Genomic DNA, 24,835 nt, shown 5'->3' on the forward strand with positions numbered 1-24,835 from the left:
ATTGATGAACGATTATACAAACTATTAAACTGATCCGAGCACTTGTCAGTGAGGGCAGCGTGTAAGCTCACAGTTAAAGCGATAATTCATTGCTACACTAAAAAAAAATAAAAAACATTAGGTAGCTAACATGCGCACATGGTTACTTGTTTTGGGCTTTACGTGTTTTGCCGTTCTAGCCGATACAAAGGTGTCATTGTGGAATGCACATAACCCATCTCAATATCTCGATAACGCGATTGCTGAATTTGAAAAACAAAGCGGCGCTACCGTTGAGAAAAACAATTTTCTTTCAGAGCGTTTACGCGAAGAAGTGCTTAATCAAGCGCGTACTAATACCTTGCCGGATATTCTGTATGTACCCAGTGATTTTGTGGGCATGCATGATCTTATTTCATTGGCTCCAGTACCTGAAGACTGGATTATTCCGCAGCTTGAACAACGGGTATTAGGTGCTGGGTATACGGATGGTGAGCAATACGGTATTCCTTTGTTTCAAGGCAATCACTTAGTACTTTATTACAATAAAGATTTGGTGAAGCAACCAGTGAAAAGCTGGGCTGAGTTATTAGAGCAGCAAACACTGCTGAGTGCCGATGGGCGTGATGCTATTGTTTGGAATTATCGAGAAATGTATTGGTTCATTCCTTTCCTAACCGCCTATCAAGGTTGGTTAATGGAGAACGGTAACATCACTCTTGATACGCCTGAAATGCAAAAGGCATTAAGTTATTACAAGCAGCTGAAAGATATAGGTCTCGTTGATTCAAGTTGTAATCATGATTGTAGCGTTGAACGTTTTAAAAATGGAGACGCGGCTTACATGATCAATGGCGATTGGATATACAAAGAACTCAAGCAAAGCGTGGGCGATAAACTCGGCGTGAGTGTATTACCTAGCATAGCGGGTAAACCTATGTTGCCAATGTTTTCTGGTTACGTTCTGGCTTTTCCTCGTTTGGCGGAAACAGACGCTAATTATGAACAGATAAAACAATTTAGTTTATTTATGCAGCAATCCACATCGCAAGATATTATTTATGAGCAAGGTGGCTTAATTCCTGCCAATCTGGATGTGCTTGAGCAAAAAATAAATAGTGATACCGAGAACGACCAACAAATGCTGCAACAAATGGCAGAAACCAAGGCTATGCCCAGTGATGCTGAAATGACAATTGTATGGTTGGCTATGGAACGCGGGTTTAATCGCTATATTGACCATAGTTATTCGGTCGAACAAGCCACCAAATTTATGCAAAATGTTGCCGATAAAGAAGTTCGTAAACGCGGAAGCAAAAAATGACCATTAGGCTTCGGTCTATCACTTTTATATTGTTAATCTTTGTTGCCATTATCCCGGTAACCGTGCTGTCGTTTACGCTCTATAAGCAAATGTATAGTTTTGTTTATAAGTCGGTAGACAGTCGTTTGGTGGCGTCTGCTAATCAAATCACCGCGGAGTTGTCGCACAGCAACGAGATTTTAACTAATGGCTTACGCTTGTTGTCAGAACAAGACAGCATAGTGAAAGGCATTGATGATCTGCTGTTTTCAATTCACCTGCCAGACGTACTCGCTAATTTTGTATTGGATACACCGTTGATTGAATCACTGTATTTGGTGGAAGCTGATGGATATGTGATTGAGTCCTATGGCGGAAATATTCTTGCGTTAGAGCAATCTAATATTCTTCACAATCGTTTCGAGTCACCCTTCAAAATCAAAGATATCGACTCAAAAAGCAAAGTTTACCTAATCGACAATTACTCACTGGTAAACAAAGGTGGGCGTCACCATAGTTTGGTGCATGTGGTGCCAATTTACTCCGACAAAGCCATCGATCATATACATGTGAGAGGCTATCTGATTGCTGTTGTGCCCATTTATAAACTGGGTTCAACGGTAGAGAAAGAGCTACAAGCCGATGAAAGCCTAGCGGTGTTTTACCGTGAAGAGCAGTTAGAAGGTAACTTGATTGGTGATGATGAGTATGATGTTACGCATTCAAGCAGATTGATTATTAGTGGGCGCAATTACCAAAACTCTGTATGGCTTAAGATTAAAGTTGGCCAGCGCTTAGACAGCTTAACTCATCAAGTAAAAGAGGCCATGGCACCCGGTATGGCAACCAGCGTAGTGGTGATTGTGGCCATTATTCTCGTTGTAATGCTATTTGCCCACTTGGTCGCCAAAGCCTTTGGCCAATTGTACGCGCTGATCCGGGACTTTGAAAAAGGCCGAGAAGCCGACTGGGTTGCCGACGGGAAAGTGACTATTCGTGAATTTGCCGATGTTGCTAACTTACTCGCTGAAATGAAATCAACAATTGGTGAACAGCTTCGTACGGTAAATCAAAAGAACGAAGAACTGGCCAAAGTAGATAAACTGCGGGCAGGCTACTTAGAAGAAGTACAAACACTTAACAGCCAGTTAGAGTTTAAGGTGGAAGAGCGCACAAGGGATTTAGAAGAATCCATGGATAACCTGGCTCAAAGTAACTTCTTCTTCCAACAATTGGTGCAATTTAGACGAGTGCTTGAAGCCAGTGTTGGCAATCGGCAAATCTCTCGAGATGCATTGCGTATCCTTGCGATGTGCTTTCCCAATATGGGTTTGATAATCCATTTGCCTAAATCGCGGGGCCATCGCACAGTTTATGAAAGATTGTCGCTAGAGATTGATAGTTTTGAGGTATTGCAAAACCGCGTATCAGAAAAATCTCGGCAACGTTGGGATCGCTTTAGCATTGAGTTTAAGCAACAACTGGTGAATGTTTTTGGTATTCGTTGTGGCGGTGGTGAAATGGGTTGGCTATTGGTTAATGAACCAAAACTTAGTGAAGAGTACAGCAATCGCATTTTGTTGTTTATTACTGAGCTGAGCGCTTTTTTGGAAAACCGAACTCTGAACGAAGAGTTAGATCATGTTGCCAGAACCGATTCATTAACTGGGATCCGCAATCGTCAAGCCTTTGACGAGCTTCAATTTACCTTGGAAACCCAATTAGATGCCGAAGTAGGATTGTTCATTATAGATGTAAATGGTTTAAAACAAATGAATGATGAAAAGGGCCATGAAAAAGGCGACCAATTGATTATTTCGGTCGCTAAAGTTATGGCGGAGTGCTGCCAAGGTATCACCTCTGATTTTTACCGCATTGGTGGTGACGAGTTTGCCATTGTGTTGGTAGGAGAGCAGTTGGTTAATGCTGAATTGTTAGAGCAAACCTTGCAAAACAAACAAAATAACCAGGTAGGGATCGACCTAAATAGCTTCGGCGGAGAGCCTGTAGTGAGTTTCTCTTTGGGTTATGCCTCAACCGGTGATGTTGATTTTAGCGGCTTATATAAACTGGCTGACCAAAACATGTACAGCAATAAACAACGCTACTACGCGCAGCTTCGTCAAACTCAACTTTAGTCGAGCTTCCCTTGTAGTATTGGCCCCATCAGTGTAAATTCACGTCTCTTGTAAAAGCACTAAAAACTAGACCAAGGAACAGCAAATTATGCGCATTATTCTTTTAGGCGCTCCAGGTGCGGGTAAAGGTACCCAAGCACAGTTTATTATGGAGCGTTATGGCATCCCTCAAATTTCTACTGGTGACATGCTTCGTGCAGCTGTAAAAGCTGGCACCGCATTAGGCATCAAAGCAAAAGAAGTAATGGATGCAGGACAACTGGTCTCAGATGAGTTGATCATTGGTTTAGTAAAAGAACGTATTCTTGAAAACGATTGTGCCAAAGGCTTCTTGCTAGATGGCTTCCCTCGTACTATTCCACAAGCAGACGCAATGAAAGAAGCAAGCATTAACATTGATGCTGTTTTGGAATTTGACGTAGCCGATGAAGAAATCGTAAAACGCATGAGTGGCCGTCGTGTTCACCCAGGCAGTGGCCGTGTTTACCACATTGTATACAACCCACCTAAGGTTGAAGGTAAAGACGACGTTAGCGGCGAAGACTTAGTTATTCGCCCAGATGATGAAGAAAGCATCGTTCGTGACCGTTTAGCTATTTATCATGAGCAAACTAAACCATTAGTAAGCTACTACGGTAAAGAAGCTGAACAGGGCAATAGCAAATACTTTAAACTTGACGGAACTCAGTCAGTTGAAGCTATCAGCAATCAATTAATTGAATTGCTTGATTAATTGCTCATCGTGATAAGAAAAAAGCGGCTCTTGCCGCTTTTTTTTATGCCTAAAAATGCCGTACACTGTGTCATCTATATATAGGGAATAGTTGAATGCAGCAAAACGACAGCGAATTAAAATGTGCCGTAATTATGGTAAACCTAGGTACCCCAGACGAAGCTACGCCAAACGCCGTTGCTAAATTCTTAGGTCGATTTTTATCAGATAAACGCGTGGTTAATCTGCCCAGAATACTCTGGTTGCCCTTGTTGTATTGTGTCATCTTGCCACTGCGTTCACGCAGAGTAGCTAAGCTGTATCAGCAAATTTGGCTAAAAAATGGCTCCCCGCTAAAAGTCATTAGTGAGCAAATTCATCAAAAAGTGTCAGCCAAACTTCGTGGCAAGGTTGAAGTGTTCCTAGCCATGACGTATAGCTCACCTGATATTCAGGAGGCTGTTAATGAGGTGCTCAAGGCTGGCCATCAAAAAGTATTGTTGTTGCCTATGTACCCGCAATATTCGGTTTCTACTACTGCCCCAGTATTTGATGCTTACGCAAAAAGTGTAAAGAATACCTATAACTTGCCCGAGTTACGTATGGTGAAAGAGTACTATGCTGAGCCCGCTTACATTGAAGCATTAGCCAACTCAATTAAGCAACATTGGGAGCTCACAGCGCGCGGCGAGGTATTACTGTTTTCATTCCATGGCATTCCCGAACGTTATGCTAGAAATGGCGACCCTTATCCACAACAATGTGAAGATACCGCGGCTAAAGTGGCAGGCTTGTTGGGGTTAAAACAAAACCAATGGCGTTTATGTTATCAGTCGCGCTTTGGTAAAGATCCTTGGGTGAAACCTTACACCGATCAGCTGCTTCATCAACTAGCCGAGCAAGGGGTTAAATCGGTAGATGTTATTTCGCCTGCTTTTTCAGCAGACTGCTTAGAAACCATTGAAGAAGTATCTTGTGAGTTACGTGACGAGTTTTTAGAGGCGGGCGGTGAACAGTATCACTATATATCTGCTTTGAACGATAACCCTGAGCAAGTAGAGTTATATTGCCAACTTATTGAAAAACATACTCAGGGTTGGTAAATCGTTAACGATTGATAAAATAAAGCCTCGCAATAGTTGAACACTATACGAGGCTTTATTGTTTTAACGCCCTTTTCCTAGCGCGTCTTCAAATTCGTAAGGCGACAATATAAGCCCTTCTTCTAGCTCGTTCGGGAATACAGCCACGTATAGTTCGTCACCCGTTAACCCTTCTGTCCATCGGCTTCGCCACTTGTTCAGTGAAATAGCTTCTGCTTTACAGTGTGCCCAATCTCCAGTGGCCCAGTCTTCGGCAAATTCTTTACTTGGCCAAACAGGAACACAGTCTTCGTCTTCAGAGTTAAGCATAACGCAGCCGTCATCATCAATTAAGATCCACAGCTGATTCTGAGCTTTGCTTTCTTTAATCAAGTATTGCAGGCGTGATTGACTGTCAGACTTAGCGACAGAGTTTGCTTCAGACATAAATCGTCCTCGGTTGCGGTGATTTATGATTAGAATAATCCAAATAAAGCTAGGCGTCATATAAAAGGGCTAAGCGCTTGGTTGAGTGCTTAATATTCAAACGAGAAATGACTTAGTCGCTACACTTATGTGCTCGTTGTCGTTAAATGTGCGATGTTTAGTCAAGTTGTGGCATAATGCGCGACCAAACTTTTTAGCAAAGTGATTACACGGCATATTGGCCGCGGTCACTAAACCATGCGGAATATTTACATTGCTTACTTCTTCTAATATCACCATGCAATTTGGCGCTAAGCCATTATTTGAAAATGTCTCAGTTAAATTTGGCGAGGGTAATCGTTATGGCCTAATTGGGGCAAACGGTTGTGGTAAATCGACCTTTATGAAGATTTTGGGTGGTGATTTAGAGCCAAGTGGCGGTAATGTTTCTAAAGATCCCAACGAGCGCATCGGTAAACTAAAACAAGACCAATTCGCCTACGAAAATAATGCGGTTATCGATACCGTGATTATGGGCTATGAAGAGCTGTGGGCAGTTAAGTCTGAGCGCGATGCTATTTATGATAACCCTGAAATGACCGAAGAAGACGGTATTCGTGCCGCTGAGCTAGAAGCCGAGTTTGCCGAAATGGACGGTTACACCGCTGAAGCACGTGCAGGCGAGTTATTATTGGGTGTAGGTATTCCCATTGAACAGCATTATGGTCCAATGAGTGAAGTTGCGCCGGGCTGGAAGCTACGTGTATTGCTAGCCCAAGTATTGTTTGGTGACCCAGACATTATGTTACTCGACGAACCTACCAACAACTTGGATATTAATACTATTCGCTGGTTGGAAGGTGTGTTGAACGAGCGTAACTGCACCATGATCATCATTTCGCACGACCGTCACTTTCTAAATAGTGTATGTACTCACATGGCTGATTTAGATTACGGCGAACTACGCACATTCCCTGGCTCGTACGACGAGTACATGACCGCTGCAACCCAAGCACGTGATCAAATGCTGTCTGATAATGCCAAGAAAAAAGCGCAAATTGCTGAGCTTAAAACCTTTGTTAGCCGTTTCTCTGCAAACGCCTCTAAATCTAAGCAAGCTACGTCTCGTGCTAAGCAAATTGATAAAATCCAATTGGCCGAAGTGAAACCTTCAAGTCGTCAAAATCCATATATTCGTTTTGAAGAAGAGAAAAAGTTACACCGTTTAGCAGTACAAATCGAAGGTTTAGAGAAAACTTACGAAGAGACCTTATTTAAAGATTTAGATCTAATGGTTGAAGTGGGTGAGCGTATTGCAGTTATCGGCCCTAACGGCATTGGTAAAACTACGTTCTTAAAGTGTTTGATGGGCGACACAGAATTTGGCGGCAGCATTAAATGGTCTGAAAATGCGCAGCTTGGCTACTATGCACAGGATCACTCAGCTGACTTTGAAGAAGATAAAAACTTGATTGACTGGATGTGGCAGTGGGGCAAAGAGGGCGACGACGAGCAAGTAATGCGTGGCACTCTGGGGCGTTTATTATTCTCACAAAATGATATTAAAAAGTCAGTAAAAGTCATTTCTGGTGGTGAACAAGGCCGTATGTTGTTTGGCAAAATGATTTTACAAAAACCAAATGTAATGGTGATGGACGAACCAACCAACCACTTGGATATGGAATCTATCGAATCATTAAACTTAGCCTTAGAAAACTACCCTGGCACGTTAATCTTTGTAAGCCACGACCGAGAATTTGTATCAAGTTTGGCTACACGTGTGATTGAGATGACGCCAGAAGGTATTGTCGATTTCCATGGCACTTACGAAGAGTACTTAGCGAGCCAAGGCCTAACGGCTTAAGTTTGCTTTGAATCCTTAAACAAGAAAGCAGCCATTGGCTGCTTTTTTTATTCCAAAAATATACTTATTGTTTTGCACAAGACTTGGTGAGTGCATTTAACCATTGTATTAAAGCTGTATGATTAGCTGAGCGTGGATAGCAGGCATTAAGCCAGTAATGCTTACTGTATTTGCTTTGCTCAATATCTAACTCCACTAAACGGTTTTTTTTGGTGGCAAGAGAGCGACAACCACCGCTAACGAAGGGGTGCTGTTGAAGCATGCTAATTAAGTTCTCCACTGAGTCGGTTTCTGCCAATTGCTTAAAAGGTAAACCTTGCTCGCTCATCAGTTGCTTAATTTTGCTATAAGTATCGTTCCAACCAACCACCGAAAACTTTATAAAAGACCAGTGTTGTAATTCTTCTAAGCGAATTTTTCGCTGTAGTTTAGCGAGAGGGTGATCTTCGCCTGCTAGCATCACCATGGTTTGCTGGCTAATGGGTTCTTGATGAATAGTGGATGGAAACTCGTTGTTATGGTATTGAATGCCATAAGATATACGGTTATGTTGAATATCAACTTCAGCGCCTGGATACCACGTTTTAAAACACCAAGTAGCATTGGGAGCCTGAGTTAATATTGCTTTGGAAAAAGCGCTTCCGTATTGATGGCCAAAAGTACTGTTTAGTGCAATTGAGTACTGTTCAGTTAACTGCTCTGGTAAAAATTCTGCTTGTGTAGAAATAGTCGACAATAAGGCATCTAATAAATGGGGGACTCTTAAGTAAATTCGCTGACAATATGGTGTAGCAATGAGTTGATTATTGCTTCTTACAAATAAGGGATCGTTTAGTATTTGTCGTAGCTTATCTAATCCCCTGGCTACCGCCGATTGAGATACGTACAACTGTTGTGCCGCTTTGTAGGTACTGGATGTTTCATATACCGCACGTAATATTCTAAGTAGTTTTAATGACAACTGGTCATAAGCTCTGGTGTCTAATTTTTGCAAAATCTCTCCTAATATTGCCGCGCACTATAAGTCGCAAACCGACTTAATTGAAGTCTTATTTAGCGTTAACTTGTCTTAGGGCAAATAAGTAGAATTAGCGCGATTTTTTAATGACTTAACGCTCGTTTTTACGACAACTTCTGAACAGTGTTTAACCGCCAGGTTATTTGTTAGTCATTGTTAATCACTCGATTATCCAAAGCTCAAATTTGAGATTAAGTCTGCCGGTAGGGTATGGCTTAGTGGCGTTTTTGGCTTGTATAGACCCGTAAACCCTCGAGTTAGAAAACTTGAGGTAATCTGATCCTATAACAAGGTTGTATTAATGAAGAAAGTTAGTTTGCTAACGGCTGCAGTGGCCTTAGCGTTGTCTGGTTGTGGCAGTGATTCAAATGATTCACCGAACAGTCCTTCGCTGTTCACCGTGACCGCTATTGATGGCTATTTAGCCAATGCAGATGTGTACGCTGGAGATAGTTGTGAGTTAAGAGTGGGCGCAACAGATGACAAGGGAGAACTGTCATTATCGGTAGAGCATGCAGACAAAACCATTTGTATAAAAGCGATTGCTGGCGTAACCGTTGATTCCAACCGAGGGGTAGTGGTAGATGAGTTTGAATTAGCGGCTCCAGCGGGTTCTGCAGTAGTTAGTCCAATGACTAACCTAGTGGTTGAGCAAATGATTGCAGACGACAGCTTAAGCCAAGAGCAAGCTGAAGCCGCTGTGGTCGATTCGTTCAATAGCGAAGACTCTGACGTGGTGTATACCGAACAAGACATTTTTGGAGACTACATTGAAGCGGCTGAAAGCGGGGACGAAAAGGCTGAAGCGGTTAACATTGTAGGTGAAACTTTAGTTGATAATGATGATGTTTTAGATCCGTCTGAGCAGCTAAAAGTAATTGAAGATGTGTCAAAAGAGACATCAGAAATTATTGCTGACCCAGCGAAAGATTTAGAGCATTACTCTCCGGTTGTAGTGGTTGACCCAACAAATGGCTACGAGAAAGTAGAAACAAATTACCGCCCATATGTAGATCTGGAGCAGTTACCCGCTCCGGTTAGCATTGAGCTAGGTGAAAGCGTTGATCAAGACGTAAGCCTTTATTTTAACGATGCTAACGAAGCAGATGTACTTAGCTATTCAATGGATGCCTTTGATAGTGGTTTAAGTATCGATTCTGACTCAGGCATTATTAGCGGCACGCCTCAAGTCGCAGGGCAGTTTACTTTATATGTCTATGCTAGCGATCAAAAAACACGCTCATACCCCTTGGTCCTTGAGTTAAATGTTAGTTCGCCTAACCAAGCACCAATAGTTAATACTGCCACGCAACAACAAATTCAAGAGCAGTTACTCAAACTTGAGCTTAGAGCTAATGAGCAAGTAAACGAAACAATCGATCTAACGCAACTATTTGAAGATGATGATGCACTGATTATTTCTGCAGACTCTAATGTACCGGGATTAACACTAAGGGTTGAACAAGAGCAGTTACTATTGGGTGGTACACCGACCACACGCGGTGACTTTGTGTTGTCTATTGGCGCCAGTGATTCAATTAATGCTGAAGTAAGAGCTCACTTTGCTATCGCTGTAGCAAAAGCGTTTAACCACGCCCCTGAAGTCAACAAAACCGCTCAAGCCCTAGTACAAGAGCAGCTAAATGCATTAGAGCTTAAAGTAGCTACATCGGTTGACTCTGTTATTTCGCTGAGTGACCTGTTTACCGATAATGAAGATTTCACGTTAACGGTAAGCACCGACGTGCTTGGCTTAAGTGCAAGCTTGGAAGCAGATAACTTACTACTAGTTGGCACTCCAACTAAGCAGCAAACAGGCCGTTTAACGGTATCTGCGACTGACAGTGAAAACCCAACAGTAGATAGTAATTTTGCTTTAGTGGTTGCCGCAGCAGATCTACCGGTAGATCCCGTTGAACCAGTGGTTCCGGTAAAGTACCGATTTAAAGAAGAGCACTTTGCTAAGGCCGGCGCGTGGCGCATGGGCGAAGTAGGCATGGATAATGATGGGATTGAATTTGGTTGGGTTTCGCTGCGTATCGTTGACGGTGAAAAACAATTTTGTTGGAACCCTCATGAGCATGACATTAAAGATGCCGCCGATTTAGTTGACGTAGAAGCAAATCCACCCGCTGAAGAAGAGTGGCGTTGTGACCCGGTTACCTTGAATCAAGATGGTAGTTTAAGCATGGCTGGAGATGACGAAGGAGATGCTGACTTCTCTTTAGTCGCGACCTTTGAATATGCCAAAGACAACCATTACCAGATCATGTTTGCTATGGATAATGAGTTATTCTGGCTCGACAGTAATGATACACCGTTTACTCACACTGCAGCAGTGCCTGTCGCTAACAATACTTTATATCAAGCAATTGAAGATCACCCCGATGGGACTGATGTATTTTTGCAGCAAGTTGTTTACAAGCAAACTAGCCAAAATATTTATGTAAACTCGGCGCTTAAAGCGGGTAGCTTCGAAGCAACGTGGCCCGATCATAATTGGGGCGAACAAGGGTTTAGTGGTGATTGGACTGTTACTGCTGAAAATGAGATACAACGATTAAACCTAAGTAGCTCAGATGAAGGTGATTTCACTTGGGTTTACATGCGTACATTTGGTGAGGGTGAGCAGGCGTTAAGTATCATTTATGACCAAGCTGAGGGGGAATCGCTTTTCACTTTGCTGGAGTCAGAAAACTTGACGCTTATCGAAAGTACCATTCAACAATGGGACCCTTCACAAAACCCCGAACACAATGTCGAAGCGTTGATTGGTATGAATTGGTACTACACCGAATATGGTAGTGACGATGGTGATGATTCTACCAGCAACTTCACCCGTATTTGGTGTGATACAGCGTTGTTTGAAGACGGTAAGATGTTTATGAACCGTCGTAGTCCAGAAAACTTAACCTCTTGTGATACACAAGCAGACGTTGAAGTGGGCGAGTACAAAATTGTAAACAATAAACTGTCTATCCGTATTACGGCTGATGTTGACGATACAATAAGTGCAACGCAATTTGAGTACACCGAGCTATTTATTCAAGCCCTTGCTGATGATCTATCAGAGGGCGCGTTTATGGTTGAAGCGTTCGGAGGCGAACGTTATGCCTATTATAGTGATTTGCAAGAAGCTGAAAAACGCTTACAAAGTAAATCAAGTGATGCTTGGTTCAAACGTGCATTCGATTTTTACTTGCCTAAAAGTGAAGCATTACAGTATCAGCTAGGTACGGTGTCACTATCGATGAAAAAAGACACTAGTGACCTAGGAGCGTTGTACGATGCGGATCTTTACTTTGATCCTGCGAATGGTGAAAGTATTAGCTGCTCTACGATAAGAGAATTTTACAGTGCTTTTACCTTAAACGGCCCGGATGGCTTTAGCGTTACCAGTACTGAATGCTTCGATTTAGTTGAAAATGGCGTGCAATCAGCGGCATATGACTTTGATTTTAGTCGAGCTCTGAATGATGGAGATACTTATAGCTTCATTGGTAAGGTAAAAGACGACCAAAGTCAGTTTATGGAAGCGGTTAAATACAATATGCAATGGGTAGAGACTAATTCTGCAAATTAATTGTTAGTGTTTTTCTAGTATAGATACTTTTACACCAATCCCTGCCTCTATGGCGGGGATTTTTCTTTTTGGTGTTTTAAAAGCCTTTAGATACAAAAAAGCCAGTAGCGTTGCTACTGGCTTTTGATAGTGAGCCTAGCGTTTAAAGCTGGTCAACTAACTTAACCGCATCGCCAATATAGTTGGCAGGGGTCATTTTCTTCAGCTCATCCTTCGCTGATTCTGGCATATCTAAACCGTCGATAAAGTTGCGCATTGCTTCAGCGTCTACTCGCTTACCGCGAGTTAACTCTTTCAATTTCTCGTATGGCTTTTCAATACCGTAACGGCGCATAACGGTTTGTACTGGCTCGGCCAATACTTCCCAGTTGCCATCAAGATCTTTTAACAAGTTTTCTTCGTTTACTTGCAACTTGCTTACGCCTTTAAGCGTAGCTTGGTAGGCAATTAGCGAGTAACCCATTGCTACACCTAGGTTACGTAATACCGTAGAATCGGTAAGGTCGCGCTGCCAGCGAGAAACCGGTAGTTTAGCGGCTAAGTGACCAAACAATGCGTTGGCGATGCCTAAGTTACCCTCAGAGTTTTCGAAATCAATTGGGTTCACTTTGTGTGGCATGGTTGAAGAACCAATTTCACCAGCAATGGTTTTTTGTTTGAAGTGACCAAGGCAGATATAGCCCCAAACATCGCGGTCAAAATCTAACAAAATAGTGTTAAAACGGGCAATGGCATCGTACAACTCGGCAATGTAATCGTGCGGTTCGATTTGCGTAGTGTAAGGGTTCCACTGAACACCTAGACTTGTAACGAACTCTTCAGAAAACTGGTGCCAGTCTACCTCTGGGTAAGCCGATATGTGAGCGTTGTAGTTACCTACTGCGCCGTTAATTTTACCTAAAACTTCCACTGCTTCGATTTGTTTAAGCTGGCGACGTAAACGTGCTACTACGTTAGCCATTTCTTTGCCCATAGTACTTGGTGAAGCCGGCTGCCCGTGAGTACGAGATAGTAACGGTGTTTCACGCAGTTCTTTAGCAAGACTGGTAATCGCATCAATTAACTGTTGCAGGTAAGGCACTAATACTTCGCTACGTGCTTCGCTTAGCATTAAAGCGTGAGACAAGTTGTTAATGTCTTCAGAAGTACAGGCAAAGTGAATGAACTCAGATACTGCGTTAAGCTCTGCGTTACCTGCTACTTTTTCTTTAAGAAAGTACTCAACCGCTTTTACATCGTGGTTGGTAGTACGTTCAATCTCTTTAACGCGAGCAGCATCGGCTTCGCTAAAGTTATCGTTAATGCTATCTAAAAAAGCAATGGCTTCAGGAGAAAAGGCAGGCACTTCTGCAATGTTGTTTTGCTGGGCAAGTTTTTGTAACCAACGAATTTCTACCCTTACGCGGTATTTTATTAAGCCAAATTCGCTAAAAATACTGCGCAGTTCAGAAGTTTTATCCCCGTAGCGTCCGTCTATCGGGGAAATGGCTGTCAAGGCCGACAGTTCCATGGTGCTCTCCTAAATTAACTAATCAATGGTGTGTAAAAGTGTTGATGTTTGCTGTAAATAATTCTTTCTTGAAAACAGTAGTTGGCGGCGTTGTCCGCCTAATTGGCGCCACAGTACACAAGCACGAATACCGGCTAAGAGTAATGCACGCACTTTGTGTTGAACCACCGGCTGTTGTAAATAGCTCACGTTACCTGCAACTTGAATGCGTGGCCCTAGCGGGCTAATAATGTCGCTATAGATATCAGCTATGCCGCCTAATACTTGTTGGTCGAGTAAGTTAAAATGCTGTAACTGGCGATCGAGTTGGGTAATCCGCTCGCCCATCATATTCATAAGGTCAGGACGTTTATTTAAACGCCGTTCTAACGCTAATAGGCTAACCAAGTAACGAGTGATTTCGGCGTTGCGCTTTTCTTGTTGGCTACTAAGCTGAGCGTTCATTACGCCTAAACCTAGTTTTAGCTCTTCCAGTGAACCAAACACTTCAACCGTTTGATCAGGGTTGGTCACCAAAATACTGTTGAGGCAGGTACTTAAACCGGCTTCTTCACAGTTACTGGTGCGAGCAACGTCTTGTACCAGCTTGGCCGCTTGGCAAATGCCTGCAAAGGCAATAACACGATCAGATAGAGGATTACTCATAAGCGCTATAGGCCAATTTTCTGTTCAATGATACCGCCACCTAAACATACTTCGTCTAAGTAAAATACCGCAGATTGACCTGGTGTAACGGCAATTTGAGGCTCATCGAAAACGACTTTAATTTCATCATCACCTTGCGGGATAATGGTGCAGGCTACGTCTTGCTGGCGGTAACGGATCTTAACGCTGCAACGCAACTCCTGCTTAATCACTTTGCGGTCAACCCAATGCAGTTGCGCGGCGATTAAAGCTTGTGATTTAAGGCGAGGGTGGTCATGACCTTGGCCAACAATAAGCACATTACGCTCAATGTCTTTATCTACTGTGTACCATGGCGTTTCGTCACCGTCTTTGGTGCCGCCAATACCCAAACCTTTACGTTGGCCTAGGGTGTGGTACATCAAACCTTGGTGAGTACCAATTACTTTGCCTTCGCACGTTTCTATATCACCTGGTTGAGCGGGTAAGTACTGAGCCAAAAAGTCAGTAAACTTACGCTCACCAATAAAGCATATTCCGGTGGAATCTTTTTTATTGGCGGTGATCAAACCTTGTTCTTCGGCGATTCGGCGAACCTCTGGTTTTTCGATTTCACCAACAGGGAACAACGTTTGTGCCACGTGCTTCTCTTCTAGAGTATACAAAAAGTAGCTTTGGTCTTTGTTGCTGTCTAAGCCACGTAACATTTGCCAATGACCGTCTTTAAAGCGACGTTGTACGTAGTGACCGGTTGCGATGTAATCGGCAGACAATTCTTCTGCGGCAAATTCCAAGAATGCCTTAAACTTAATTTCCTTGTTACACATAATGTCTGGATTTGGCGTGCGACCCGCTTTGTACTCTTCTAAGAAGTGTTCAAATACGTTATCCCAGTATTCCGCTGAGAAGTTTATGGTATGAAGTTTAATACCTAATTTGTCACACACAGCTTGGGCATCGGCTAAATCTTCAGCCGCTGCACAGTATTCGCTGTTATCGTCTTCTTCCCAGTTCTTCATAAAAAGACCTTCAACCTGATAGCCTTGCTGAATAAGCAAGTAGGCTGAAACTGAGGAATCAACGCCGCCGGACATACCGACAATCACTTTTTTAGTGTTGTTTGAGTTCATGCTAACTAGTTGGAAAAAATTTGGGGCGAATTCTACCAGAAAATCTGTGATGAAAACAGCATTTCACATAGCCAAACTATGCTATCTGATCACCAATTAATTGTTGGTACTCACCATTGTTGATGCCATCTAAGGTATAGCTACCAATTTGATAACGTACCAAGCGTAGAGTAGGGAAACCAATCGCTGCTGTCATGCGCCTTACTTGCCTATTTCTACCTTCTTTAATGCTAATGCTGAGCCAAGTAGTGGGAATAGATTTACGCTCTCTAACGGGAGGATTGCGTGGCCAAAGGTTTGGCTCGGCTATTATTTTTACTTTGGCGGGTAAACAAGGACCGTCTTTGAGCGTTACACCGCTACGTAGCGGCGCTAAATCTTGCTCTGTTGGCGCACCTTCTACTTGTGCCCAATAGGTTTTGCTGGTTTTGGCTTTAGGGTTCGCTAATTGATGTTGCAGCTTTCCGTCGTTTGTTAATAGCAATAACCCCTCGCTGTCTCTATCTAAACGGCCAGCGGCATACACTTCTGGAATATCAATAAAGTCTTTTAAGGTGGCTCGGCCCTGGCCATCGGTAAATTGGCTGAGTACGTCAAAAGGTTTGTTAAATAAAACTAAACGGCGTGGGCCGTTGAGCGGTTTAATGGGTTTAGCTTCAGCCTTTCGTTTAAAACGGCGCGGCTTTGGCGCTTTTGCAAACTTATTCATAACGTCGATTGTAACAGCTAATGCATGTACCACTAGTAAAACAATGTTAATGCGTTTGTAAATGGTTTATTATTTTGGCCGAATTATTGGACGGTCAGTTGCTAATAACAGCAGCTTATTTGCTTTTATACGTAAAATTGACCACCTCGCGGACTCGATCATTATTCAAAAAATGGCAGCCGTAGCGAGAGCAACCACAACTTTAGGGACCGACATGACGTCAAAGATTATTTATACCTTAACGGACGAAGCGCCAGCCTTAGCCACATATTCATTGCTACCTATTGTACAAGCGTTTACCGGCGCTGCTGGTGTACACGTAGAAACCCGCGATATCTCTTTAGCGGGTCGCATTATTTCTAGCTTTCCAGAATTCTTAACTGAGCAACAACAAATCTCAGACGCATTAGCAGAGTTAGGTGAATTGGCGAAGAAGCCTGAAGCTAACATCATCAAGTTACCTAACATTAGTGCTTCTGTTCCGCAGTTAAAAGCGGCAATTAAAGAGCTTCAAGCACAAGGTTATGCCTTGCCAGAGTACCCTGAAGAGCCAAGCAACGACCAAGAGCGTGATGCTAAAGCTAAATACGACAAAATTAAAGGCAGTGCCGTAAACCCGGTACTACGAGAAGGTAACTCAGACCGCCGCGCGCCTGGTTCTGTTAAACAATATGCTCGCAACAACCCTCATTCTATGGGAGCTTGGGTTAAAGATTCTTTAAGCCATGTAGCCAGTATGGAGCAGGGCGATTTTTACGGTAGTGAAGTATCGGCAACTATTCAACAGGCTGGCACGGTAGCGATTCAATTAAAAACTGACGCTGGTGAAACTATTACGCTAAAAGAGGCTTTCCCTGTATTAGCGGGTGAAGTTATTGATGCTGCGGCACTGAATGTGGCCCAGTTATCAGCCTTTATTGAAGCAGAGATAGAAGACGCTAAAGCAAAAGGTATTTTGTTTTCACTTCACATGAAAGCGACCATGATGAAGGTGTCTGACCCCATCATTTTCGGCCATGTAGTTAAAGTATTCTTCAAAGATGTATTTGCTAAATACGGTGAGTTATTTGACGAACTAGGTGTAGACGTACGTAATGGTTTAGGCGATGTATACGCTAAAATCCAAAGCTTAGACAGTGCAAAGCAAGAGGAAATAAAAGCCGCTATTGAAGCTGTTTACGCTGTGCGTCCTGCGTTAGCGATGGTGGACTCGGATAAAGGGATTACTAACCTGCACGTGCCTAGTGACGTGATTATTGATGCTTCAATGCCTGCAATGATCCGTGCTTCTGGTCAAATGTGGAATAGTGACGGTAAGCAACAAGATACTAAAGCGGTTATTCCAGATCGTAGCTATGCCGGTATTTATCAGCAAACTATTGATTTCTGTAAAGAGAATGGCGCATTTAACCCAACGACAATGGGCTCGGTAGCTAACGTTGGCTTAATGGCGCAAAAAGCTGAAGAATACGGTTCGCATGACAAAACCTTTGCTGTTCCTGCGGCGGGTACAGTTGAAGTAATTGATGCAAATGGCCAAGTAGTACTTAGCCAATCAGTTAATCAAGGCGACATTTTCCGTATGTGTCAGGTTAAAGACGCGCCTATTCGCGACTGGGTAAAACTCGCCGTTAACCGTGCGCGCCTAAGCAATACTCCAGCAGTATTTTGGTTAGATGCAAACCGTGCCCATGACGCTCAGTTGATTACTAAAGTAGAGAGCTACTTAGGTGATCACGATACTAGTGGTTTAGAGATTAAGATCTTAGCACCTAATGATGCAACTCAGTTCTCGCTAGAGCGCGTTAAACAGGGCCTAGATACTATTTCAGTAACGGGTAACGTATTGCGTGATTACCTGACGGATCTGTTCCCAATATTGGAACTGGGTACATCAGCTAAAATGTTGTCGATTGTTCCGCTAATGAATGGTGGTGGGTTGTTTGAAACGGGTGCTGGCGGTTCAGCACCGAAACACGTTCAGCAATTCGAGAAAGAGAACCACTTACGTTGGGATTCTTTAGGTGAGTTTCTAGCTCTATCTGCTTCTTTGGAGCATTTAGGACAAGTTACCAATAATGCTAAAGCTGCGGTTCTAGCTGCGACCTTAGATAAAGCAACGGGCATTTTCTTGGACCAAAACAAGTCGCCTTCACGCAAAGTTAAAGAGCTTGATAACCGTGGGAGTCACTTCTACTTGTGCATGTACTGGGCTCAATGCTTAGCCGAGCAAGAAGGTGATAAAGAGCTTAAGCAAGCGTTTGCAGCCATTGCTGATAAGCTAGTTGCGCAAGAGAGCGCGATTGTAGAGCAGTTAAACGCGGCTCAAGGCCCAAGTGTAGACTTAAGCGGCTATTTCCAGCCTAATGCCGCTAAGGCGTCTGCAGCAATGCGCCCAAGTGCTATCTTTAACGAAATAGTTGATAGCTTGCGTTAATTTCGAGCTAAGCCATTTCAATAAGCCGGTGCATTGTTATCGGCTTTTTTGTATCTGTTGATAAATGAGAGTGGGGGAGCTAGAAAATAAAATGCCAGTCATTAAGACTGGCATTTGGCCTAGCAGAGTATTGCTATTTAAAGGTCATTGCTGACTATCGTCAAAGACAATGCTAACAGCATGACTACCTTTCGGCCCTTGCTGGGTTTCAAATTGGACTGGCTGACCAGCTTTAAGAGTGCGATACCCTTCCATTTGAATTGTCGAATAGTGAGCGAAGATATCTTCTCCGCCTGTATCCGGGCAAATAAAACCAAATCCTTTTGCGTTGTTAAACCATTTAACTGTACCGTTTGGCATACGACATTTCCCTATTAAATTTATCTACCAAACCAACTTGTTGGTCATTTTTGACGCAACTTTAAGTCAGCTGTTTAACAATTTAGTAAAATATTTACTACAGTCAAGTTTTCAAGGCATTTTTCTACTAGCCTTGTTAACTCAAAGCGGTTATGTTGAATACAGAAACGCGTTTTTACTACTATAGTTTTTATGAGCAAATTATCTGACTGGCTAGATGTTGAAGAATTCACCAAAGAGGCCAAAAGCGAGACGGCACCGCCACCAATGTATAAGGTGGTATTAAATAATGATGACTATACTCCTATGGAGTTTGTTATCGAAGTGTTGCAGTTGTTTTTTAATATGGATTTAGATAAAGCAACACAAATAATGTTAACCATTCATTATAAAGGTAAAGGAGTTTGTGGGGTTTTCACGGCCGAAGTAGCTGAAACAAAAGCTGCACAAGTAAATAGTTATGCTAAACAAAATGACCATCCCTTGATGTGCACCATGGAGAAAGCATAGCTACGTAGTATTGATTGTCTTTAGGGGGCCTATGCATGCTAAATAAAGAGTTGGAACAAACTTTAAACCAAGCGTTTAAAGAAGCGAGACAACAGCAACACGAATTCATGACGGTAGAACACCTGTTGTTGGGTTTACTAGAAAATTCTGCCGCAAAAGAAGCCCTAGTCGCGTGTGGGGCTAATCTCAATCAACTTAACCAAGAGTTAAGTAGTTTCATTGAACAAACCACCCCAATCATTCCAGAGGACGACGGCGAGCGCGAGACTCAGCCTACTCTAGGTTTTCAACGTGTGCTGCAACGTGCAGTGTTTCATGTTCAATCATCAGGCAACAGTGAAGTTAGCGGGGCTAACGTATTAGTCGCTATCTTTAGTGAGCAAGAGAGCCAAGCGGTTTACTTCCTTAAAAAAGCGGATATTAGCCGCTTAGACGTGGTTAACTTTATATCGCATGGTATTCGCAAAGATGATGAACCAAGTGCTGAACAAGGCCCTGCAGCGGATACTGAAGCGCAATCTGAAGAAACTAAACAACTAGAGAGTTTTGCTAGCAACCTAAATCATTTAGTGTTGAAAGGTAAAATCGATCCTCTTATTGGTCGTGACAAAGAACTGTCGCGTACTATTCAAGTATTATGTCGTCGTCGTAAAAACAATCCGTTGTTAGTGGGTGAAGCAGGGGTAGGTAAAACCGCTATTGCTGAAGGACTTGCTTACAGAATTGTTCACGAAGACGTCCCCGATGTAATTAAAGACGCTACTATTTATTCTTTAGACATTGGCTCTTTGCTTGCCGGAACTAAGTATCGCGGTGATTTTGAGAAGCGTTTTAAGTCGTTACTAAAACAGCTAGAAAATGCTGAAAACGCCATTTTGTTTATCGACGAAATTCACACCATTATTGGCGCAGGTGCAGCATCAGGCGGTCAACTTGACGCCGCTAACTTGATTAAACCTCTACTAAGCAATGGTTTATTGCGTTGTGTTGGCTCAACAACTTACCAAGAATACAATCAGATCTTTGAGAAAGATCGAGCGTTGGCTCGCCGTTTCCAAAAAATTGATGTGGTGGAACCAACAGTTGAGGATACCACTAAGATCTTGATGGGTTTGAAGAGTCGTTATGAAGCTCACCACGACGTACGTTATACCAAACAAGCAATGCGCAGCGCTGCAGAATTAGCAGCCAAGTATATTAATGAGCGTCATTTACCTGATAAAGCCATTGATGTCATCGATGAAGCGGGTGCTAGTATGCGAATGCTGCCGGTAAGTCGCCGTAAAAAAACCATTGGTGCCGGTGATATCGAAGCGATTGTTGCAAAAATTGCGCGTATTCCTGAAGCCAAAGTATCGTCTTCTGATCGAGAAACCTTACGCGGCTTAAACGATACCCTTAAAATGGTGGTGTTTGGGCAAGATCCAGCCATTGATGTATTAGTGGATGCGATTCGCTTAAACCGCTCAGGATTAGGTGCAGAACAAAAACCAGTGGGTTCATTCTTGTTTGCAGGGCCAACTGGTGTCGGTAAAACTGAGGTTACTCAACAGTTAGCCAAAGCTATGGGCGTAGAGCTTATTCGTTTTGACATGTCAGAGTATATGGAACGCCATGCTGTTTCTCGCTTGATTGGAGCGCCTCCTGGCTATGTTGGTTTCGACCAAGGTGGTTTGTTAACGGATGCAGTACTCAAACATCCTCATTGTGTGGTATTGCTCGATGAGATTGAAAAAGCACACGAAGACGTATTTAACCTGTTATTGCAAGTAATGGATCACGGTACGCTTACCGACAACAACGGCCGTCATGCAGATTTCCGCAACGTTATTTTGGTTATGACCAGTAACGCTGGTGTTAAAGAAACTCAACGTTCAGCGATTGGTTTTAAAGAGCAGGATATGAGTTTTGATGCGATGGCGGAAATTAACCGTATTTTTGCTCCAGAGTTTAGAAACCGCTTAGATAACATTATTTGGTTTAATCACTTAGGTGAAGACATCATCGAGCAAGTGGTGGATAAGTTCATTGTAGAGCTGCAAGCACAGCTTGATGCTAATGGCGTATCTATGGAAGTGAACACAGAAGCACGTTTGTGGTTATCTGAACAAGGCTACGATCGCTCTATGGGAGCCAGGCCAATGTCTCGGGTTATTCGCGAACAACTACGCAAACCACTCGCTAACGAAATCTTGTTTGGACGTTTAAACCAAGGTGGCCATGTTGATATTGGTTTGAAAGATGGCAAGCTTGATTTTCAGTATGAAGATGAAGTGGCCGAAGTATAATTTAGGCCAATATGCAAAAAGCCAGCGATAAGCTGGCTTTTTTAATTGTTGCTCACAACAATATGCGGATTAGCGCGCGCGGAAAACAATGCGCCCTTTTGACAAGTCGTACGGTGTTAGTTGAACCGTAACTTTATCCCCGGTTAAAATGCGGATGTAGTTCTTACGCATTTTGCCAGAAATGTGGGCTGTAACAACATGTCCGTTTTCTAGTTCTACACGGAACATTGTGTTAGGCAAGGTGTCTAACACTGTGCCTTGCATTTCAATATTGTCTTCTTTCGCCATTGAGTCCTCTGTTTGACACGCACTTATAAAAACGCAGGGAGAATGCCAGATTTACTGCCTTGTGTAAAGTTTATCCTCCAAATCTATTGCCATTTCCCATTAATAAATCGTTGATGTGGCAAATAGTTCCGTTTGTAGTTCATTTTTTTGCAGTTATCGACTTGATAACCCAAGTACAACCATGACTTATTGTTTTGTTGAGCGGCTGATATTTGCATTAGTACCGCCAAATTACCCAGTGACAGTTGTGCTAAATTCGGCTCAAAGAATGTATATACGGCGCTGTAGGCGTTTTCTTGTACATCGGTGACGCATACCGCTATCAGCTGGTCATTTAGAAACAGTTTTAGATATTGGGTATTTGACCAATCACAACTTAAAAACTGAAAAAATGACTCCTCGCTGGCAGGGTACATGCTGCCATCTTGATGTCGTGCGGCTATGTAACGTTCAAAGAGCCGGTAATCAACTTGATTAAGTTCTTCCTCCCATTGCATTGTCACTAGTTTGTTTTTGTTCAAAATACGTTTTTGAGAGCGGCTAGCGCTAAATCCTTGAGTATCAACGCGTAAGGACTGACAGGCGTGACAGTGTTCGCAGGCTGGGCGGTATAGCTCATTGCCGCTACGGCGAAATCCTAAGGCCAATAACTGTGGGTAATAGTCAGTCTTTTGCTGAGAATTACATAGGGTAAAACATAACTGCTCTTTTTGTTCAGGTAGGTAAGGGCAGGGGCTTATTTGACTTAAGCCAATAGGTAATTGCATTAACGTATTTCCTGTGGCCGCCAGCAGCTTGGATTTAGCGGTTTATCTTTGGTAGTTTTCAATAAACTTAGAAAATCATCTCTTGCTAAAGCTTGCATACCTAAACTTAGCAAGTGAGGGTTTTCTACTTGGCCGTCAATATAAACGCCACCATGAGCAGCAAAGTGCTGGCAGAAAAGGTGAAAGGCCAGTTTTGAAGCGTTGCTTACGGTATGGAACATCGACTCACCACAAAACACCTGGCCTACATTAACGCCATAAAGGCCACCGACTAATTGCTGTTGTTGCCATACTTCAACTGATTGAGCATGACCAAGTTGATGAAGCTTTATGTAAGCTTGGTACATGTCGTTGTTAATCCAGGTCTCACCTTCTCGCTGCAATGCACATTGACGAATAACCTGTTCAAAATCACGATTGATGGTGACTTTTAAGGAAGATTTACGGATAAATTTACGCATGCTTTTGCTAATGGTATGGCTTGATAATTCTAGCCCAATTCTAGGATCGGGGCTCCACCATAATACTGGCTGCTCATCACTAAACCACGGGAAAATACCATTGTTATATGCATCGATTAGCCGTTTACTGCTCAGGTCTGCGCCTACAGCGAGTAGCCCGTTTGGATCGCTAAGTGCTTGGTGTGGGTCAGGAAAGGGTCGATTAAGATCTAGATATACCGGCTGCAAAATAACTTGGATGTAAAATGGTTATTGGCTGAGTATATCAGCAAAATCAAAGTGAATAGGTAATAAAAAAGCCGGCATTGAGGCCGGCTTTAGATTGACGCAGATGGTAACTCTAGTCGTTTAGGCTATCTAAGTAACGCTCAGCATCTAAGGCAGCCATACAGCCAGCGCCAGCAGAGGTAATTGCTTGACGGTAAATGTGGTCTGCAACATCACCTGCGGCATAGATCCCCGGAATACTGGTTTGAGTTGCATTGCCCTCGGTACCAGATTGTATGGTCAAGTAACCATCTTTCATTGCTAATTGGCCTTCAAAAATGCCAGTGTTAGGTTGGTGACCGATAGCAATGAATGCGCCCATAACGTCGATATCTTGAGTGGTGTCGTCGTTTACGTTTCGCACGCGAACACCTGTTACGCCCATTTCGTCACCCAGTACTTCATCCAATGTTTGGTTTAAATGAAGAACAATATTGCCGTTTGCCACCTTGTCCATTAAGCGTTTAGTAAGGATTTTTTCACTACGGAACTCTTCGCGGCGGTGAATAAGGTGAACTTCTGAAGCGATATTTGAAAGATATAGGGCTTCTTCAACAGCAGTGTTACCGCCACCCACAACAGCTACTTTTTGGTTGCGGTAGAAAAATCCATCACAGGTTGCACAAGCCGATACACCTTTACCTTTAAATGCTTCCTCTGATGGCAACCCTAAGTATTTAGCGGAAGCGCCTGTAGCGATAATTAGAGCGTCGCAGGTATATTCAGCGCTGTCGCCTTTAAGCTTATATGGTTTCTCTTTAAAATCGACTTCGTTGATGTGGTCAAACACAATTTCAGTTTCAAATTTTTCAGCATGAGCTTGCATCCGTTCCATTAACGCTGGACCGGTTAATCCTTCGGCATCGCCAGGCCAGTTTTCAACTTCGGTAGTCGTGGTTAGCTGGCCACCTTGTTGAATGCCTGTGATAAGAACAGGGCTAAGGTTTGCTCGGGCAGCGTAAACCGCTGCAGTGTAACCCGCAGGGCCTGAACCGAGAATGATTAGTTTATGATGTTTCGCGTTGCTCATGATTGTTTCAATTCCTTAAAGTCCTTGCTTGGTATATGAGGGTATAAAACTCAATATCAAGCATCAAAATATGAAAAACTTGCGGTCTACACAGGCAAGCTAATTTGTTGGATACAGCATAATCGTCTTCGTTAATCCCAACAAATAATAAAACTTTATATGGATATGCGTATTTATCTAGCCTTTAATTCGGCTTTTTACTTGATAGTCTGGGCATTTTGTGGAATAAATAATGCTCGGGGATAAAACAAAAGTTTAGAAAAATCTGTTCGCTTGGGTTTTAGCTCTGCATCTCGCTTGTAATGACTTATTTATGTGTGAAGGGATACCCACATAGTTTATGCAGTGA

The 24,835-nt window shown here is 42.9% G+C and carries 20 protein-coding genes; 9 read left to right on the forward strand and 11 right to left on the reverse strand.

Annotated elements, in window-relative coordinates:
* The first annotated feature begins 130 nt into the window (after positions 1–130).
* From FFR00_RS17580 to hemH, 4 genes are all read left to right on the forward strand, one after another.
* Positions 131–1,303 (forward strand): extracellular solute-binding protein, encoded by a 1,173-nt coding sequence (locus FFR00_RS17580; protein ID WP_137674727.1) that lies wholly within the window; start codon positions 131–133, stop codon positions 1,301–1,303.
* The gene (locus tag FFR00_RS17585) at positions 1,300–3,420 is read left to right on the forward strand and encodes a GGDEF domain-containing protein (RefSeq protein WP_137674728.1); all 2,121 of its coding nucleotides are present in this window, start codon (positions 1,300–1,302) and stop codon (positions 3,418–3,420) included. The genes FFR00_RS17580 and FFR00_RS17585 overlap by 4 nt, the downstream gene beginning before the upstream one ends.
* An 88-nt stretch (positions 3,421–3,508) precedes the next feature.
* A complete protein-coding gene (gene adk / locus FFR00_RS17590) occupies positions 3,509–4,153 on the forward strand; it encodes an adenylate kinase (protein ID WP_137674729.1) in 645 nt (214 codons plus the stop codon).
* Between the two features lie 95 nt (positions 4,154–4,248).
* Complete coding sequence (hemH, locus tag FFR00_RS17595; RefSeq protein ID WP_137674730.1) at positions 4,249–5,235, forward strand: ferrochelatase; 987 nt, start codon at positions 4,249–4,251, stop codon at positions 5,233–5,235.
* A 63-nt stretch (positions 5,236–5,298) separates the two neighbouring features.
* Here the strand turns inward: hemH and FFR00_RS17600 are convergent, their stop codons facing one another.
* A complete protein-coding gene (locus FFR00_RS17600) occupies positions 5,299–5,661 on the reverse strand; it encodes a DUF2750 domain-containing protein (RefSeq protein ID WP_137674731.1) in 363 nt (120 codons plus the stop codon).
* 253 nt (positions 5,662–5,914) lie between these two features.
* Here FFR00_RS17600 and FFR00_RS17605 point away from each other — a divergent pair, with 253 nt between their 5' ends.
* Complete coding sequence (locus FFR00_RS17605; protein ID WP_137674732.1) at positions 5,915–7,504, forward strand: ABC-F family ATPase; 1,590 nt, start codon at positions 5,915–5,917, stop codon at positions 7,502–7,504.
* A 64-nt stretch (positions 7,505–7,568) separates the two neighbouring features.
* Here FFR00_RS17605 and FFR00_RS17610 read toward each other — a convergent pair whose 3' ends face one another.
* A complete protein-coding gene (locus FFR00_RS17610) occupies positions 7,569–8,498 on the reverse strand; it encodes a LysR family transcriptional regulator (protein ID WP_137674733.1) in 930 nt (309 codons plus the stop codon).
* A gap of 325 nt (positions 8,499–8,823) precedes the next feature.
* On the opposite strand from FFR00_RS17610, the gene FFR00_RS17615 reads away from it, so the two are divergent.
* Positions 8,824–12,105, forward strand: coding sequence for an Ig domain-containing protein (locus tag FFR00_RS17615; RefSeq protein WP_137674734.1), 3,282 nt, complete (start codon positions 8,824–8,826; stop codon positions 12,103–12,105).
* A gap of 142 nt (positions 12,106–12,247) precedes the next feature.
* Here FFR00_RS17615 and purB read toward each other — a convergent pair whose 3' ends face one another.
* The 4 genes from purB to FFR00_RS17635 all read right to left on the reverse strand — a co-directional run bounded on the left by purB (position 12,248) and on the right by FFR00_RS17635 (position 16,078).
* Positions 12,248–13,615, reverse strand: coding sequence for an adenylosuccinate lyase (gene purB, locus FFR00_RS17620; RefSeq protein WP_137674735.1), 1,368 nt, complete (start codon positions 13,613–13,615; stop codon positions 12,248–12,250).
* A gap of 18 nt (positions 13,616–13,633) precedes the next feature.
* Positions 13,634–14,260 carry a high frequency lysogenization protein HflD gene (gene hflD, locus FFR00_RS17625; RefSeq protein ID WP_137674736.1) on the reverse strand — a complete coding sequence of 209 codons (627 nt, stop codon included), beginning with the start codon at positions 14,258–14,260 and terminating at the stop codon, positions 13,634–13,636.
* 5 nt (positions 14,261–14,265) lie between these two features.
* A complete protein-coding gene (gene mnmA, locus FFR00_RS17630; RefSeq protein ID WP_137674737.1) occupies positions 14,266–15,369 on the reverse strand; it encodes a tRNA 2-thiouridine(34) synthase MnmA in 1,104 nt (367 codons plus the stop codon).
* Between the two features lie 76 nt (positions 15,370–15,445).
* Positions 15,446–16,078: a pseudouridine synthase gene (locus FFR00_RS17635; protein ID WP_137674738.1), complete on the reverse strand. Its 633-nt coding sequence runs from the start codon at positions 16,076–16,078 to the stop codon at positions 15,446–15,448.
* 214 nt (positions 16,079–16,292) lie between these two features.
* Here FFR00_RS17635 and FFR00_RS17640 point away from each other — a divergent pair, with 214 nt between their 5' ends.
* On the forward strand, positions 16,293–18,515 hold the full coding sequence (locus FFR00_RS17640; RefSeq protein ID WP_137674739.1) for an NADP-dependent isocitrate dehydrogenase: 2,223 nt from the start codon (positions 16,293–16,295) through the stop codon (positions 18,513–18,515).
* Positions 18,516–18,659: 144 nt separating this feature from the next.
* On the opposite strand, the gene cspD is transcribed toward FFR00_RS17640, so the two are convergent.
* A complete protein-coding gene (gene cspD / locus FFR00_RS17645) occupies positions 18,660–18,875 on the reverse strand; it encodes a cold shock domain-containing protein CspD (protein ID WP_137674740.1) in 216 nt (71 codons plus the stop codon).
* 192 nt (positions 18,876–19,067) lie between these two features.
* On the opposite strand from cspD, the gene clpS reads away from it, so the two are divergent.
* Both clpS and clpA read left to right on the forward strand, forming a co-directional pair.
* Entirely contained in the window at positions 19,068–19,385 is a 318-nt protein-coding gene (gene clpS, locus FFR00_RS17650) for an ATP-dependent Clp protease adapter ClpS (RefSeq protein WP_137674741.1), read from the forward strand.
* Between the two features lie 35 nt (positions 19,386–19,420).
* The gene (gene clpA, locus FFR00_RS17655; protein WP_137674742.1) at positions 19,421–21,673 is read left to right on the forward strand and encodes an ATP-dependent Clp protease ATP-binding subunit ClpA; all 2,253 of its coding nucleotides are present in this window, start codon (positions 19,421–19,423) and stop codon (positions 21,671–21,673) included.
* A 69-nt stretch (positions 21,674–21,742) separates the two neighbouring features.
* Here clpA and infA read toward each other — a convergent pair whose 3' ends face one another.
* The 4 genes from infA to trxB form a co-directional block, all read right to left on the reverse strand.
* Positions 21,743–21,961, reverse strand: coding sequence for a translation initiation factor IF-1 (gene infA, locus FFR00_RS17660; protein WP_016401030.1), 219 nt, complete (start codon positions 21,959–21,961; stop codon positions 21,743–21,745).
* A gap of 83 nt (positions 21,962–22,044) precedes the next feature.
* Positions 22,045–22,728 carry an arginyltransferase gene (locus FFR00_RS17665; RefSeq protein ID WP_137674743.1) on the reverse strand — a complete coding sequence of 228 codons (684 nt, stop codon included), beginning with the start codon at positions 22,726–22,728 and terminating at the stop codon, positions 22,045–22,047.
* The gene (gene aat / locus FFR00_RS17670) at positions 22,728–23,420 is read right to left on the reverse strand and encodes a leucyl/phenylalanyl-tRNA--protein transferase (protein WP_137674744.1); all 693 of its coding nucleotides are present in this window, start codon (positions 23,418–23,420) and stop codon (positions 22,728–22,730) included. Before aat ends, FFR00_RS17665 begins: the two co-directional genes overlap by 1 nt.
* Before the next feature lie 109 nt (positions 23,421–23,529).
* Positions 23,530–24,486 (reverse strand): thioredoxin-disulfide reductase, encoded by a 957-nt coding sequence (gene trxB / locus FFR00_RS17675; protein WP_137674745.1) that lies wholly within the window; start codon positions 24,484–24,486, stop codon positions 23,530–23,532.
* Positions 24,487–24,835 lie beyond the last annotated feature (349 nt).

Source organism: Agarivorans sp. Toyoura001 (genome assembly GCF_005405585.1).
GTDB lineage: Bacteria > Pseudomonadota > Gammaproteobacteria > Enterobacterales > Celerinatantimonadaceae > Agarivorans.

Bases quoted from the DNA above. Each gene is read 5' to 3' on its own strand.
- adk (WP_137674729.1), top strand. From the start codon at position 3,509: ATGCGCATTATTCTTTTAGGCGCTCCAGGTGCGGGTAAAGGTACCCAA.
- FFR00_RS17640 (WP_137674739.1), top strand. From the start codon at position 16,293: ATGACGTCAAAGATTATTTATACCTTAACGGACGAAGCGCCAGCCTTA.
- FFR00_RS17635 (WP_137674738.1), bottom strand. From the start codon at position 16,078: ATGAATAAGTTTGCAAAAGCGCCAAAGCCGCGCCGTTTTAAACGAAAG.
- clpS (WP_137674741.1), top strand. From the start codon at position 19,068: ATGAGCAAATTATCTGACTGGCTAGATGTTGAAGAATTCACCAAAGAG.
- hflD (WP_137674736.1), bottom strand. From the start codon at position 14,260: ATGAGTAATCCTCTATCTGATCGTGTTATTGCCTTTGCAGGCATTTGC.
- clpA (WP_137674742.1), top strand. From the start codon at position 19,421: ATGCTAAATAAAGAGTTGGAACAAACTTTAAACCAAGCGTTTAAAGAA.
- purB (WP_137674735.1), bottom strand. From the start codon at position 13,615: ATGGAACTGTCGGCCTTGACAGCCATTTCCCCGATAGACGGACGCTAC.
- hemH (WP_137674730.1), top strand. From the start codon at position 4,249: ATGCAGCAAAACGACAGCGAATTAAAATGTGCCGTAATTATGGTAAAC.
- FFR00_RS17585 (WP_137674728.1), top strand. From the start codon at position 1,300: ATGACCATTAGGCTTCGGTCTATCACTTTTATATTGTTAATCTTTGTT.
- trxB (WP_137674745.1), bottom strand. From the start codon at position 24,486: ATGAGCAACGCGAAACATCATAAACTAATCATTCTCGGTTCAGGCCCT.
- FFR00_RS17580 (WP_137674727.1), top strand. From the start codon at position 131: ATGCGCACATGGTTACTTGTTTTGGGCTTTACGTGTTTTGCCGTTCTA.
- infA (WP_016401030.1), bottom strand. From the start codon at position 21,961: ATGGCGAAAGAAGACAATATTGAAATGCAAGGCACAGTGTTAGACACC.
- FFR00_RS17615 (WP_137674734.1), top strand. From the start codon at position 8,824: ATGAAGAAAGTTAGTTTGCTAACGGCTGCAGTGGCCTTAGCGTTGTCT.
- FFR00_RS17600 (WP_137674731.1), bottom strand. From the start codon at position 5,661: ATGTCTGAAGCAAACTCTGTCGCTAAGTCTGACAGTCAATCACGCCTG.
- FFR00_RS17665 (WP_137674743.1), bottom strand. From the start codon at position 22,728: ATGCAATTACCTATTGGCTTAAGTCAAATAAGCCCCTGCCCTTACCTA.
- mnmA (WP_137674737.1), bottom strand. From the start codon at position 15,369: ATGAACTCAAACAACACTAAAAAAGTGATTGTCGGTATGTCCGGCGGC.
- cspD (WP_137674740.1), bottom strand. From the start codon at position 18,875: ATGCCAAACGGTACAGTTAAATGGTTTAACAACGCAAAAGGATTTGGT.